The sequence below is a fragment of the Streptomyces sp. NPDC043854 genome (genome assembly GCF_056436005.1).
In genome coordinates, this window is record NZ_JBWKDK010000030.1 from 30,352 (window position 1) to 46,440 (window position 16,089).

Consider the following 16,089-nt stretch of genomic DNA (forward strand, 5'->3'; position numbering starts at 1 on the left):
CTCCGGTCACTTGGTCGGGCCCGACTGGAGGGCCGCCCGCACCAGGTCGTCGAGGTCCATCTCCTTGAAGGTGCTCGAGCTTTCCTCGGCCGCCGGCTGCGGGGCGTCGGGCACCTGGGCGGCTTCGGGGACGAGCTCCTCCAGCAGGTACTCCGCCAGCCGGCCGGGGCTCGGGTAGTCGAACATCATCGTTGCCGGCAGCCGCAGACCCGTTGCCTGGCCGAGCAGGTTGCGCAGCTCGATCGCGGCCAGCGAGTCCAGGCCGAGCTCGGTGAACCCGCGCTCGGTGTCGATGGCCGCCGGGTCGTCGTGCCGTACGGCCGCCACCTGGTCGCGGACGAGTTCCAGCAGGAGCCGCAGCCGCTCCTCGTGGGGCAGCCGCGCCAGGGTGTCCTCCAGCGGCTCCGGCTGGGCCGGGGCCGCCTCGGCGGCCGCCGCGGCCCGCGCCCGGTGCGGGCGGCCCGCGGGAAGCGCGGTGGCCGGGCTCGGCGCGACCAGTGCGCTCAGGACGGCCGGCACGGTGGCGTGCGCGGCGGCCGCGGCCGCCGCGTCCAGGCGCAGCGGCACCACCAGTGCCTCGCCCGTGGCGAGCGCGGCGTCGAACAGGGCGAGCCCGTCGGCCGGTTCGAGGGCGGGCGTGCCCAGCCGCTGCTGGCGCTCGAAGACGGCGGCGTCCAGCTGCGCTCCCATGCCGCCGCCGGCCCACAGGTGCCAGGCCAGGGACACGGCCGGCAGGCCGAGGGTGCGGCGGTGCAGGGCGAGGGCGTCGAGGAAGACGTTGCCGGCCGCGTAGTTGGCCTGGCCGGGGTTGTCGAGGAAGCCCGTGGTGGAGGAGAACAGGACGAACGCGGTCAGGTCGAGGCCGGCGGTCAGCTCGTGCAGGTGGTGGGCGGCGTCCGCCTTGGGCCGGAGCACGGCGTCGAGCCGGGCCCGGTCCAGGGAGGCGATCAGCCCGTCGTCGACGATGCCGGCCGCGTGGACCACACCGCGCAGCGGGTGCTCGGCGGGGATGCCGGCCACGACGGCGGCCAGGGCGGTGCGGTCGGCGGCGTCGCAGGCGGCGACGGTCGCCTCGGCGCCGTACCCGGCGAGCTCCGCGACCAAGTCGGCGGCGCCCGGTGCGTCGGTGCCGCGCCGGCTGGTCAGCACCAGGTGCCTGATCCCGTGTTCGGCGACCAGGTGGCGGGCCACCAGCGCACCCAGTCCGCCGGTACCGCCGGTGATCAGGACGGTGCCGTCGGGGTCCCAGTGCGCGGCGCCGGCCGTGTCGCCCGCGGAGAGGGCGGCCAGACGCGGTACGAGGGCCCGGCCGCCGCGCAGGGCGAGTTCGGCCTCGCCGGTTCCGGCGGCCGCGGACAGCAGCGCCTCGGACTCCGGCGTGCCGTCGAGGTCCACCAGGACGAACCGGCCGGGGTGCTCGGCCTGGGCGGCCCGTACCAGGCCCCAGACCGGGGCCTGGGTCAGGTCGTATCCGGGCAGGCCGGGGGTGGTGGCGGCGTCGCGGGTGGCGACGACGAGCGGGACGTCGGCCGTGTCCGGGCGGGCCAGCCAGGCTTGCAGGGTCTCCAGGACGGAGGCGGCCACGGCCCGGACGGCGTCGGCGCCCTCTCCCCCGGCCGGGGCGACCCTGAGCAGGGCCGGGCGGCTCTGCGGGGTGTCGTCGGCCAGGGCCTCGGCGACCGGCACCAGCCGGTCGGGTACGGCGGTCAGTTCGGGGCCGGCGACCCAGTCGAGGCGGTGGAGGCCGTCGACCGGCTCGGCGGCGACGGGGCGCGCGACGAGGGCCTCGACGGTCGCCACCGGCGTTCCGCTCGCGTCGGCGACGTGCAGCTCGGTGGTGTCCGTGTCGCCGAGGCGGCGCAGGCGGACCCGCAGGGAGGAGGCGCCGGCGGCGTGCAGGGTGACTCCGGACCAGACGAACGGCAGGACGGTGTTCTGCCCGCCGTCGAGCAGGTCGACGTGGCTGGCGGCGTCGAGGAGCGCCGGGTGGAGTCCGAACCGGGCGGCGTCGAAATGGGCGTGCTCCGGCAGCTCGACCTCGGCGTACACGTCGTCGCCGTCGCGCCAGGCGGCCTTGAGGCCCTGGAACACCGGGCCGTAGCCGTAGCCCCGGCCGATCAGCCTCTCGTACGCGCCCTCGACGGGCAGCGGGGTCGCACCGGCCGGCGGCCACTGCCGGAGGTCGAAGCCGGGCTCGGGGCTCTGGTCGGTGAGGAGGCCGGTCGCGTGCCGCGTCCACTGCCCGTCGCCGTCCGCGGGCCGGGTGTGGATGCCGATCGGGCGGGCGCCCGTGGCGTCGACGGCGCCGACGACGACCTGGAGGGCGAGCGCCTCGTGTTCCGGGACGACCAGGGGGGCCTCCAGGGTGAGCTCTTCGAGCCGGCCGGAGCCGACCTCGTCGCCCGCCCGGATCGCCAGGTCCACCAGTCCCGTGCCGGGCAGCAGGATCCGCCCGCGGACGCGGTGGTCTGCCAGCCACGACTGCGCGGCGGTCGACAGCCGGCCGGTGAGGACGGCGCCCGCGCCGTCGGGCAGCGCGATGGCGGCGCTGAGCAGCGGGTGCCCGGCGTCGTGCTGGCCGTGTCCGGTGGCGCCGCCCGCGGCGGCCGGGGACGGGGCCGCCAGCCAGAAGCTGCGCTTCTCGAAGGCGTACGTCGGCAGGTCCACGCGTCGGGCTCCGGTGCCCTCGTGGAACGCGGCCCAGTCGATGCCGATGCCTGCGATGTGCAGTCGGGCGACGGCGGTGACCAGCTCGCGCTCGGCGTCGTGGTCGCGGCGCTGGGCGGGGATGAAGGCGCCGTCGGCGCTGTCCTGGCCCATGGCGGTCAGGACCGCGTCCGGGCCGAGCTCGAGGAACGTGCCCACTCCGGCGGCGGCCAGGGCGCGGATGCCGTCGGCGAACCGGACGGCCTCGCGGACGTGCCGGACCCAGTACTCCGGATCGGTCAGCTCACCGGCACCCGCAACCGCACCCGTGACGTTCGAAACCACCGGAATCCGCGGGGCGCTGTACGACAGCGACGCCGCCACCTGCCGGAACTCGTCCAGCATCGGGTCCATCAACGGCGAGTGGAACGCGTGCGACACCTTCAGACGGGTCGCCTTGCGGCCCTCCCCCTCGAAGTACGCCTTGGTTGCGAGTACTGCGGCCTCGTCGCCCGAGACCACGACCGCGTTCGGGCCGTTGACCGCGGCGATCGACACCGACTCCGACAGAAGCGGAAGAACCTCCGCCTCGCTCGCCTGGAGCGCGACCATCGCCCCACCCGCCGGCAGTGCCTGCATCAAGCGGCCGCGGGCGACCACCAGCCTGGCCGCATCCGCCAGCGACAGCACACCCGCCACATGGGCAGCGGCGATCTCGCCGATCGAGTGGCCCGCCAGGAAGTCGGGCTTCACGCCCCACGACTCCACCAGCCGGAACAACGCCACCTCGACCGCGAACAGCGCAGGCTGAGCGAACTCCGTACGGTTCAGACGCTCCGCATCCTCACCCCACACGATCTCCATCAGCGGCAGGCCCAGTTCTGCCACCACCGCATCGAACGCCGCCGCGAACACCGGGAACGCCTCGTACAGCCCACGGCCCATGCCGAGCCGCTGCGCACCCTGACCCGTGAACAGGAACGCCGTCAGGCCGTCGGAGCGGTCCTTGCCGGTCAGCGCCTCTGCAGAGGCCTTGCCCTCGGCCAGCGCGGTCAGCCCGCGCAGGGCCTCGGCCCGGTCGGCCGCGATCACGGCGGCCCGGGTGTCCAGCGCCGCGCGCGAGGTGGCCAGCGAGTGGCCCAGGTCGAACAGGCCGATCTCGAGGCTCGACTCCAGCAGGTCCTTCAGTCGGGCCGCCTGCGCCGGCAGGGTCTGCGCGGTGCGGGCCGAGAGGACCAGCGCGGCGCTGTGCCGGGTGTCGCCACCGGGCTGCTCGGCCGGCTCCGGACGGGCGGCCTCGGCCGCCTCGTCCGCCTGCTCCAGGATGATGTGGGCGTTGGTGCCGCTCAGTCCGAAGGAGGAGACTCCGGCCCGGCGCGGGCGGCCGGTCTCCGGCCACTCTCGGGCCTCGGTCAGCAGCTTGACGCTGCCCGCCGACCAGTCCACGTTCGGCGATGGCTCGTCCACGTGGAGGGTCCGGGGCATGACCCCCTCGCGGATGGCCATGACCGCCTTGATGACGCCGCTGACGCCGGACGCCGCCTGGGCGTGGCCGATGTTGGACTTGATGGAGCCCAGCCACAGCGGCCGGTCCTCGGGGCGGTCCTGGCCGTAGGTGGCCAGCAGGGCCTGCGCCTCGATCGGGTCGCCCAGCGTCGTGCCCGTGCCATGGCCCTCGATCATGTCGACGTCCGCGGCGGCCAGGGCGGCCTGAGCGAGGGCGCGCTGGATGACGCGCTGCTGGGACGGCCCGTTGGGGGCGGTCAGACCGTTGCTCGCACCGTCCTGGTTGATGGCGCTGGAGCGGATGACGGCGAGGACGGGGTGACCGTTCCTGCGGGCGTCGGAGAGCCGCTCGACGAGGAGCAGGCCGATGCCCTCTGACCAGCCGGTGCCGTCGGCGGCGCCGGCGAACGCCTTGCAGCGGCCGTCGGCGGCGAGGCCGCGCTGCTGGCTGAAGTCGACGAAGATCTCCGGGGTGGGCATCACGGTCACACCGCCGGCGAGCGCCATCGAGACTTCGCCCTGGCGCAGCGCCTGGCAGGCCATGTGCAGGGACACCAGGGACGAGGAGCAGGCGGTGTCGACGGTGACGGCCGGGCCCTCGAGGCCCAGCGTGTACGCGACGCGGCCGGAGGCGATGCTGCCGGCGCTGCCGTTGCCCAGGTAAGGCGACAGCTCGTCGGGGGCGGTGCCGGGGGCGCGGGTGCCGTAGTCGTGGTACATCACGCCGACGTACACGCCGGTCTGGCTGCCGCGCAGCGACGCCGGGTCGATGCCGGCCCGCTCGATGGCCTCCCAGGAGCCCTGGAGCAGCAGGCGCTGCTGCGGGTCCATGGCCACCGCTTCGCGGGGCATGATGCCGAAGAACTCGGGGTCGAACTCGTCGGCGTCGTGCAGGAAGCCGCCATGGACGGTGTACGTCTTGCCGGGGGTGCCCGGCGTCGGGTCGTACACGGCACGCGGGTCCCAGCCGCGGTTGACGGGGAACTCGGTGACGGCGTCCCGGCCCTCGGCCACGAGCTGCCACAGCTCCTCGGCGGACCGGACGCCTCCGGGGAAGCGGCAGCTGATGCCGATGATGGCGATGGCGTCGTCGCCGGCGGCGGTGCGCGGCGCGGGCAGGGCGGTGGCGGGAGCCGCGGCCGTCGTGCCTTCCGCCTTCTCGGTGATGAGGGCGGCCACGGCGCGGGAGTTCGGGTAGTCGAAGACGAGCGTGGCGGGCAGCTTCAGGCCGGTGGCTGCGTTGAGCGCGTTGCGCAGCTCGACGGCGGCCAGTGAGTCGAAGCCCAGTTCCTTGAACGCCTTGTCGGGGCCGACCGCTTCGAGGCCGGTGTGGCCGAGGACGGCGGCCACTTCGCGGCGTACGAGGTCCAGCAGGGTGCGGTCGCGTTCGGCCTTGCTGAGGCCGGCCAGCAGTTCCTGCAGGCGGCTCGCCGCCGCGGCCGGCTCGGCGGTGCGGGCGGCACGGCGGGCGGGCCCCCCGGCCAGCCCGCGCAGCAGGGCGGGCGCCTCGTCGCCGCGGGTGCGCAGGACGGACCGGTCGATCCGGACGGGGGCGGCCTGGTGGGCTCCGGTGGCGAGGGCGGCGTCGAAGAGCGCGAGGCCCTCGTCCGCGGTCAGTGCCGGCATGCCGAGCCGCTTCATGCGGTCGAGGTCGGAGTCGGTGATGTCGCCGAGCCCGGTGTCGACGGCCCACATGCCGAAGGCGAGGGCGGTGGCGGCCTGGCCGGCGGCCGCACGGTGGTGCGCGAGGGCGTCGAGGAAGACGTTGGCGGCCGCGTAGTTGGCCTGGCCCGCCGCCAGCACCATGCCGCCGGCGGACGAGAACAGTACGAAGGCCTTGAGGTCCGTGCCGAGCTCGGTGGTGATCTCGTGCAGGTGCCAGGCGCCGTCCGCCTTCGGGCGCAGGACCTTGGCGAAACGCTCGGGGGTGAGCGTGCCGACCAGTCCGCTGTCGATGACGGCGGCCGCGTGGACGATGCCGGTCAGCGGCGGTGTGTCGGTGCCGATCCCGGCGAGCAGCGCGGCGACCGCCTCGCGGTCGGAGACGTCGCAGGCCACGATCTTCGCCTGGGCTCCGAGAGCGGCCAGGTCGGCCGCCAGCTCCTGCGCACCGGGCGCGTCCGCGCCCCGGCGGCTGGTCAGCAGCAGGTGGCGCACGCCGTGTTCCGCGGCCAGGTGACGGGCCACCAGTGCACCGAGACCGCTGGTGCCACCGGTGATCAGTACGGTGCCGGCGCCCTCCCACGGCGAGGCCGGGGCCTCCGCCGGGGCGGGGACGCGGGTGAAGCGCGGCACCGCGAGGTGTCCGTCGTGGACGGCGGCCTCGGGCTCGCCGGCGGCGGCGACGGCGGGCAGGACGGCGAGGGAGGCCTCGGCCGCGTCGGTGTCGAGGAGGGCGAAGCGGCCCGGGTTCTCGGCCTCCGCGGCGCGCACCAGACCCCAGACGGGGGCTTGGGAGAGGTCGAGGGTGTCCGACAGGCGGGCGGCGACGGCGTACTGCGTGACCACGACCAGGCGGGAGTCGGTGAACCGCTCGTCGGCGAGCCAGGTCCGTACGGTGTCCAGGACGGCGAGCGACACCTCGTGCGCGGCGTCCGGCACGCTGCCGCCGGTGGCCGGGGCGACCGGGCAGAGCACGGTCCGCGGGGCCGGCTGCCCTGTGTCGACCGCCGCGGCGAGCTCGGCGAGGCCGACGAACTCCGGTACGTCCGAGCCCAGGCCGGGCAGTCCGGCGAGGCGGGCGACGGTACCGGTGACGGCCTCGGGCACCGGCCGGGCGGTCCAGCCGATCCGGAAGACGGAGTCGTCCTGGTCTCCGCGGGCCTGCCGGAGCTGCTCGGCGGCGACCGGGCGGGACACCAGCTGGTCGACGGTGGCGACCGGGCGGCCGGTGGCGTCGGCGATCCACAGGGCGGACAGCTCGTCGCCGCGCAGCCGGCGCAGCAGGACCCGCAGGGAGGTGGCGCCGGCGGCGTGCAGGGTGACGCCGCTCCACGAGAACGGCAGCAGGGTGTCGCCGCCGGCTTCGCCGTTGGCGTCGACGAGGTCGCCGTGCATGGCGGCGTCGAGGAGCGCCGGGTGGAGTCCGAACCGGGCGGCGTCGGCGTGGGCCTGCTCCGGCAGCTCGACCTCGGCGTAGACGTCCTCGCCGTCGCGCCAGGCGGCCTTGAGGCCCTGGAACACCGGCCCGTAGCCGTAGCCCCGGCCGGTCAGCCTCTCGTAGAGGCCGTCCACCGGAACCGGCCGGGCGCCGGCCGGCGGCCACTGCGTCAGGTCGAAGGCGGGGGCGGCGGGCGTGGCGGTCAGGGAGCCGGCCGCGTGGCGGGTCCATGCGCCGTCGGAGCCCTCGGGCCGGGAGTGGATGCTCACCGGGCGGCTGCCGGAGGCGTCGGCCTCGCCGACGACGACCTGGAGGGCGAGGGCGCCGCGCTCGGGAAGGACCATCGGTGCCTGGAGCGTGAGCTCTTCCAGGCGGCCGCAGCCGACCTCATCGCCGGCCCGCACGGCCAGTTCGACCAGGCCGGTGCCGGGCAGCAGGATCGTGCCGAGCACGTCGTGGTCGGCCGTCCACGGCTGGCCGGCGGTGGAGAGCCGTCCGGTCACGACGATGCCGTCCGAGTCGGGCGAGGCCACGACCGCGCTGAGGACCGGGTGGTCGACCGCGGTCAGGCCGGCGGAACCGACGTCTCCGGCGGTGTTCTCCACCGGGTTCAGCCAGTAGTGCGTGCGCTGGAAGGCGTACGTCGGCAGGTCGAGGTGGGAGGTGGGCCGGTCGTCGAAGTGGCGGCTCCAGTCGAGGCCGGCGCCGCGGCTGAACGCCTGGCCGAGCGCAGCCAGCAGCTCACGGGCACCGGGGCGGTCGCGGCGCTGGGCGGGGATGAAGGCGCCGTCGGCGCTGTCCTGGCCCATGGCGGTCAGGACCGCGTCCGGGCCGAGCTCGAGGAACGTGCCCACTCCGGCGGCGGCCAGGGCGCGGATGCCGTCGGCGAACCGGACGGCCTCGCGGACGTGCCCGACCCAGTACTCCGGATCGGTCAGCTCACCGGCACCCGCAACCGCACCCGTGACGTTCGAAACCACCGGGATCGTCGGGGCGCTGTACGACAGCGACGCCGCCACCTGCCGGAACTCGTCCAGCATCGGGTCCATCAGCGGCGAGTGGAACGCGTGCGACACCTTCAGACGGGTCGCCTTGCGGCCCTCCCCCTCGAAGTGCGCCTTGATGGCGAGTACTGCGGCCTCGTCGCCCGAGACCACGACCGCATTCGGACCGTTGACCGCGGCGATAGACACCGACTCCGACAGAAGCGGAAGAACCTCCGCCTCGCTCGCCTGGAGCGCGACCATCGCCCCACCCGCCGGCAGTGCCTGCATCAGGCGGCCGCGGGCGACCACCAGCCTGGCCGCGTCCGCCAGCGACAGCACACCGGCCACGTGGGCGGCGGCGATCTCGCCGATCGAGTGGCCAGCCAGGAAGTCGGGCTTCACGCCCCACGACTCCACCAGCCGGAACAACGCCACCTCGACCGCGAACAGCGCCGGCTGCGCGAACTCCGTACGGTTCAGACGCTCCGCATCCTCACCCCACACGATCTCCATCAGCGGCAGGCCCAGTTCTGCCACCACCGCATCGAACGCGGACGCGAACACCGGGAACGCCTCGTACAGCCCACGACCCATCCCGAGCCGCTGCGCACCCTGGCCCGTGAACAGGAAGGCGAGCTTGCCGGTCGCGGCCTCCGCCACTGCGTTGCCGCGGGCGATCGCCTCGAGGGCCGCCGCCAGTTCCGCGCGGTCGGCGCCGACGGCCACGGCACGGTGCTCGAGCGCCGCACGGGAGAGCGCCAGCGCCTTGCCCGCGGCGGTCAGTTCACCGTCCGGCAGGGTGTCCAGGTAGGTCCGCAGGCGCTCGGCCTGGGCTCGTACGGCCTGCTCGGTCTTGCCGGTGACGACCCAGGGGACGACCGGGGCCTCAGCGGCGGCGGGCAGGGCCGCCGGCTGGTCGGGGGCCTGCTCGATGATGACGTGGGCGTTGGTGCCGCTGATGCCGAAGGAGGAGACGCCGGCCCGGCGCGGGCGGCCGGTGTCCGGCCAGTCGCGGGCCTCGGTGAGCAGCTCCACCGCACCGGAGTCCCAGTCCACCTGTGGCGAGGGCTCGTCGACGTGGAGGGTCCTGGGCAGCACGCCGTGGTGCATCGCCTCGACCATCTTGATGATGCCGGCGACGCCCGCGGCGGCCTGGGTGTGGCCGATGTTGGACTTGATGGAGCCCAGCCACAGCGGCCGGTCCTCGGGACGGTCCTGGCCGTAGGTGGCCAGCAGGGCCTGCGCCTCGATCGGGTCGCCCAGCGTCGTGCCCGTGCCGTGCGCCTCCACCGCGTCCACGTCCGCGGCGGTCAGGCCCGCTCCGGCGAGGGCGCGTTCGATGACGCGTCGCTGGGCGGGGCCGTTGGGGGCGGTCAGGCCGTTGCTCGCGCCGTCCTGGTTGATGGCGGAGCCCTTGACGACGGCGAGGATGCGGCGGCCCTTGGCCTGGGCGTCGGACAGGCGTTCCAGGACGAGCATGCCGGCGCCCTCGCCCCAGCCGGTGCCGTCGGCGGCGGCCGAGAAGGACTTGCAGCGGCCGTCGGAGGACAGGCCGCGCTGGCGGTTCATGTCGATGAAGGTGTCCGGGGTGGACATGACGGTGACACCGCCGGCGAGGGCCAGCGAGCACTCGCCCGAGCGCAGTGCCTGGATCGCCCAGTGCAGGGCCACCAGGGACGAGGAGCAGGCGGTGTCGACGGTGACGGCCGGGCCCTCCAGGCCCAGCGTGTAGGCGACGCGGCCGGAGACGACGCTGGCGAGGCTGCCGTTGCCGACGTAGCCGGCGTACTCCTCGGCGATCCGGCCGCCCAGGCGGGTGCCCCAGTCGTGGTACATGACGCCCGCGAAGACGCCGGTGTCGGTGCCGCGGGCGGCCAGCGGGTCGATGCCGGCCCGCTCGAACGCCTCCCAGGAGGTTTCCAGGAGCAGGCGCTGCTGCGGGTCCATCGCCTGCGCCTCGCGCGGGCTGATGCCGAAGAACTCGGGGTCGAACTCGCCGGCGTCGTAGAGGAATCCGCCCTCGCGGGTGGAGCTCTTGCCGGAAACACCGGGCTCCGGGTCGTAGAGGGCCTCCACGTCCCAGCCGCGGTCGGCGGGGAAGAGGGAGACGCCGTCGCGGCCCTCGGCCACCAGGTTCCACAGCTCCTCGGGCGAGGTGACTCCGCCCGGGTAGCGGCAGGCCATGCCGACGATCGCGATGGGTTCGTCGGCGGCCTGGCGGGCCGCGGGTGCCGGCGCGGCCGGTGCGGCGGCTGCGGCTGCTGCGCCGTCGGCGGGCGCGAGTTTGCTCGCGAGGTGCTCGGCGAGGGCGCGGGGGGTCGGGTAGTCGAAGACGAGGGTCGCCGTGAGGCGCAGGCCGGTGGCCGCGTTGAGCCCGTTGCGGAGCTCGACGGCGGCGAGCGAGTCGAAGCCGCTCTCGCTGAAGGCCCGGTTCGGCTCGACGGCGTCGGCGCCGTCGTGGCCGAGGACCGAGGCGACCTGGGCGCGGACGAGGTCGAGGAGGGCCTCGTCGCGGTCTGCCGCGGAGAGGGGGGCCAGCCGGTCCGCGAGGGTGTCGGCGACCGAGACGGCGCCGTTGTCCGCTGCGGAGGCGGTGGCGCGCTTGGGGGCGCGGGCGGGCACCAGGTCGCGCAGGACGGCGGGTACTCCGTCGGCCCGTTCGCGCAGTGCGTGGGCGTCGACGCGGACGGGGACGGCGTTGGCCGCGCCGGTTTCCAGGGCCCGGTCGAGGAAGGCGAGGTTCTCGTCCGCGGACAGGGGTTCGAGGCCGAGCTTGGCGATGCGCTGGAGCGCGGCGGCGTCGAGGGCGGCGCCCATGCCGGCGTCGCCGGTCCACAGGCCCCAGGCGAGGGCGGTGGCGGCCTGGCCGGCGGCCGCGCGGTGGTGCGCGAGGGCGTCCAGGAAGATGTTGGCCGCAGCGTAGTTGGCCTGGCCCGCGCCGTCGAGGAAGCCGGCGGTGGAGGAGAACAGGACGAAGGCCTTGAGGTCGATGCCCAGCTCGGTGGTCAGCTCGTGCAGGTGCCAGGCGGCGTCGGCCTTGGGCCGAAGGACCGCGTCGAGGCGCTCGGGCGTCATGGCACCCGTCAGGCCGTCGTCGACGATGCCGGCGGCGTGGACGATGCCGGTGAGCGGCGGTGTGTCGGTGCCGATCCCGGCGAGCAGCGCGGCGACCGCCTCGCGGTCGGAGACGTCACAGGCCGCGATCGTGGCCTCGGCACCGGCCTCGGCCAGCTCCGCCCGCAGCTCGGCCGCGCCCGGGGCGTCGATTCCCCGGCGGCTCGTCAGCAGCAGGTGGCGCACTCCGTGTTCGGCGACCAGGTGACGGGCCACCAGCGCGCCCAGGCCGCCGGTGCCACCGGTGATCAGCACCGTGCCCGCCCCCTGCCACGGCGAGGCCGCGGGCTCCGTCGGGACGCTGCCGGCGACCAGGCGGGGCACGTGGACGGTGCCGTCGCGCAGGGCGGTTTCCGGCTCCCCGGTGGCCAGGGCCGCGCCGAGCAGTGCGTCGGCGGTGTCGCTGTCGGTGTCGACGAGGGCGATGCGGCCGGGGTTCTCGGCCTGGGCGGCGCGGACCAGGCCCCAGACGGGGGCCAGGGAGAGGTCCGGGGTGTCGTCCGCGGTGGCGGCGACGGCTCCCCGGGTGACGAGGGCGAGCTTCGGGTTCTCGGCGGACTCGTCGGCGAGCCAGGTCTGCAGGATCTCCAGGGCCCGGCCGGTGGCGGTGCGGACGGCGTCGAGCGTGTCGCCGCCGTCCGCGTCCAGGCGGACCACGGTCCAGCCGTCGGTGCCGGCGGCCGCGGGGGCCGGCACCGGCTTCCACTCGATGCGCATCGGGGCGGCGCCGGCCCGGCCGGCCGAGCGCAGGGTCTCGGTGTCGACCGGGCGCAGGACGAAGGAGTCGATCCGGGCGACGGGCCGGCCGGCCGGGTCGGCGATGGCGAGGGAGACCGCGTCCGGCCCGGTGGCGGCGATCCGTACGCGGATCGAGGAGGCGCCCGTGGAGTACAGCGCGACGCCCGTCCAGGCGAACGGCAGCCGCGTCTCGTCGGACACCGGCTGCGGGGAGGCGAAGTCGGTGGCGTGCAGGGCGGCGTCGAGGAGCGCCGGGTGCAGGCCGAAGGCGGCCGCCTGGCCGGCGGTGTCGGAGCCGAGGGCGACCTCGGCGAAGACCTCGCCGGAGCGGCGCCACACGGCGCGCAGGCCGTGGAAGGCGGGCCCGTAGCCGTAGCCGTTCTCGGCCATGTCGGGGTAGAGCGTGGAGATGTCGACCGGTTCCGCACCGGCCGGCGGCCACACGGTCATGCCGAGGGTTTCGGCGGTGGCGGCCGGTTCCGGGTCCTGGGCGGTGGCCAGGACGCCGGTGGCGTGCCGGGTCCAGGCGGAGTCGTCGAGGCTGTCCTCGGCGCGGGAGAAGAAGCCGATGTCGCGGCGGCCGGTGGCGTCGGCCGCGCCGACGACGACCTGCACGGCGACGCCGCCGGTGGCGGGCAGCGCGAGGGGCGCCTGGAGGGTGAGCTCTTCGAGGAGGTCGGCGCCGACCTCGTCGCCGGCGCGCAGGGCGAGTTCGACGAAGGCGGTGCCGGGCAGCAGCGGGACGCCGGCGATGGCGTGGTCGGCGAGCCAGGGGTGGGTGCGCAGCGAGACGCGTCCGGTCAGGACGACGGTGTCCTCGCCGTCTCCGGCCAGGCGCAGCACCGAGCCGAGCAGCGGGTGGCCGGCCGCGATCTGGCCGAGGCCGGCCGGGTCGCCGTCGTGGCGCGGCTCCTGGAGCCAGTAGTGGCGGCGCTGGAAGGGGTAGGTGGGCAGTTGGACGCGGCGTGCGCCGAGGCCCGCGTAGCAGGCCTCCCAGGCGACGTCGGTGCCGCCGGTGTGCAGCAGGGCGAGGGCGGACAGGAGCTCGCGCTCCTCGGGCCGGTCGCGGCGCAGGGCGGGGGTGAAGGTGGCACCGCGGTCGCCGCTGACGCAGTCCTGGCCCATGGCCGAGAGCACGGCGTCGGGGCCGAGTTCGAGGTACGCGGTGACGCCGGCGGCCTCCAGGAAGCGGATGCCGTCGGCGAAGCGCACGGCGTCGCGGACGTGCTGGACCCAGTACTCGGGGGAGCACAGCTGCTCGGTGGTGGCGAGGGTGCCGGTGATGTTGGAGACGACGGGGATCTGCGGGGCCCGGTACGCCATGATCTGGGCGACGCGGCGGAACTCCGCGAGCATCGGCTCCATCAGCGGCGAGTGGAAGGCGTGGCTGACCCGCAGCCGCTTGGTCTTGCGGCCCTGCTCGGCGAGGCGGGCGGCGACGGCGAGGGCGGTCTCCTCGTCGCCGGAGACGACCACGGACGTGGGGCCGTTGATCGCCGCGATGGTCACCTTGTCCTCGTGGCCGGCGAGCAGCGGGAGGACCTCGGCCTCCGAGGCCTGGACGGCGATCATGGCGCCGCCGGCGGGGAGTTCCTGCATGAGGCGGCCGCGGGCGGCGACGAGGGTGGCGGCGTCCTCCAGGCCGAGGACGCCGGCGGCGTGCGCGGCGGCTATCTCGCCGATGGAGTGGCCGGCGAGGTAGTCCGGCTTGACGCCCCAGGCCTCGACCAGGCGGAAGAGGGCCACCTCGACGGCGAAGAGGGCGCACTGTGCGTACCGGGTCTGGTGCAGGAGTTCGGCCTCGGCCGTGCCGTCCTCGGCGAAGAGCACGTCCCACAGGGAGTGCTCCAGCTGGAGGTCGAGGTAGCCGATGGCGTCCTCGAGGGCCTTGGCGAAGACGGGCTGGGCGGCGTACAGCTCGCGGCCCATGGCGAGCCGCTGGCTGCCCTGGCCGGTGAAGAGGAAGGCGAGGCGGCCGGAGCCGTCGGCGCCCTCGGGGTTGAGGAACAGCCCGGGGGCGGAGTGCCCGGCCGTGATGGCGCGCAGGGACCGCTCCAGGCCCGGCCGGTCCTCGGCGAGGACGACGGCGCGGTGGGAGAGGGCGGCGCGGGTGGCGGCCAGGGTGTGGCCGGTGTCGGTGACGGTGGCCGCGGGGTGGGCGTCGAGTTGGTCGAGCAGCCGCTCGGCCTGGGCGCGCAGGGCGGTGGCGTTGCGGGCGGAGAGGACCACGGGCAGCAGCCGGCCGTCCTGCGGGGCGGCCTGTGCTGCGGCCTCCCGGGCGGCTTCGTCCTCGGCGGGCGGCTCTTCCAGGATGACGTGTGCGTTGGTGCCGCTGATGCCGAAGGCCGAGACGCCGGCGCGGCGCGGCCGCCCGGTGCGCTCCCAGGGGCGGGCCTCGGTGAGGAGGCGGACGTTGCCGGCCTCCCAGCGGATGTTGGTGGACGGGGCGTCCACGTTCAGGGTCTTGGGCAGGGTGCGGTGGCGCATCGCCATGATCATCTTGATCATGCTGGCGACGCCGCCCGCGGCCTGGGTGTGGCCGAGGTTGGTCTTGACGGAGCCGAGCCACAGCGGCTGGTCCTCGGGGCGGTCCTGGCCGTAGGTCGCGATGATCGCCTGGGCCTCGATGGGGTCGCCGAGCCGGGTGCCGGTGCCGTGCGCGTCGACGGCGTCGACGTCGGCGGAGGTCAGGCGGGCGTTGGCGAGGGCCTGGCGGATCAGGCGCTGCTGGGATACGCCGCTGGGGGCGGTGAGGCCGTTGCTGGCGCCGTCCTGGTTGACGGAGGTGCCGCGGACGACGGCGTGCACGGTGTGGCCGAGCCGGCGGGCGTCGGAGAGGCGTTCGACGACGAGGAGGCCGACGCCTTCGGAGAAGCCGGTGCCGTCGGCGGCGTCGGCGAACGCCTTGACCCGGCCGTCGGCGGCCAGGCCCTGCTGGCGGCTGAAGGAGGTGAAGATGCCGGGGCTGCCCATGACGGTGACACCGCCGATGAGGGCCAGGGAGCATTCACCGCTGCGCAGCGACTGGGCGGCCAGGTGGAGCGAGACGACGGCGCCCGAGCAGGCGGTGTCGAGGGTCATGGCCGGGCCTTCGAGGCCAAGGGTGTAGGACACGCGGCCGGTCGCGACGCTGGGCGCGTTGCCGATCATGAGGTAGCCGTCGAGGCCCTCGGGGGCGTCGACGGTCTTGACGCCGTACTCGTGGACCTCGGCGCCGATGAAGACGCCGGTGCGGCTGCCGCGCAGCGACGTCGGGTCGATGCCGGTGTTCTCCAGCGCCTCCCAGGCGGTCTCCAGCATGAGGCGCTGCTGCGGGTCCATGGCCTGGGCCTCGCGGGGGCTGATGCCGAAGAAGTCCGCGTCGAAGAGGGCGGCGGTGTCCAGGAAGCCGCCCTTGTCGACGTAGCTCTTGCCGGAGGCGGTCCGGTCGGCGTCGAAGAGGTTGTCCAGGTCCCAGCCTCGGTCGGTGGGGAAGTCGGAGAGCACGTCGCGGCCCTCGGCGACCAGGCGCCACAGGTCGTCCGGACCGGCGACGCCGCCGGGGAAGCGGCAGGCCATGCCGACCACGACGATCGGGTCGCTGTCGTCGACGGCCGCGGCGGTGACCGGGCGGCGCGTGTCGATCGCGATGCCGTCGCCGAGGAGTTCGGCCCGCAGGAACGCGGCCAGCGCGGCCGGGGTGGGGTGGTCGAAGGCGACCGTGGGCGGCAGGCTCAGCCCCGTGGCCGCGTTCACCCGGGCCTGCAGGGTGATCAGGCCGAGGGAGTCCAGGCCCTGCTCCTTGAACGGCTGCTCCGGCAGGACCTGGGCCGGGGGCTCCTCGCGGACGGTGCGCAGGAGCTCCAGCACCTCCGACCGTACGAGGTCGAGCAAGACGCGCACCTGCTCGGCGGCCGGCAGCGGCTCCAGCCGGCTCAGCAGGGCGGACCGTGCGCCGGGCGCGTTGTCCGCTCCGCGCTGGTCGGAAACGAAGCTTTCGGACCCGCTCATCTGCACACT

The 16,089-nt window shown here is 75.2% G+C and carries 1 protein-coding gene; it reads right to left on the reverse strand.

Annotated features, from left to right (window positions below):
* Positions 1-6 precede the first annotated feature (6 nt).
* Positions 7-16,080 carry an SDR family NAD(P)-dependent oxidoreductase gene (locus AC068A_RS24915; RefSeq protein WP_478588330.1) on the reverse strand — a complete coding sequence of 5,358 codons (16,074 nt, stop codon included), beginning with the start codon at positions 16,078-16,080 and terminating at the stop codon, positions 7-9.
* Positions 16,081-16,089 lie beyond the last annotated feature (9 nt).

Coding starts and splice junctions, on each gene's coding strand:
- AC068A_RS24915 (WP_478588330.1), bottom strand. CDS start 16,080: ATGAGCGGGTCCGAAAGCTTCGTTTCCGACCAGCGCGGAGCGGACAAC.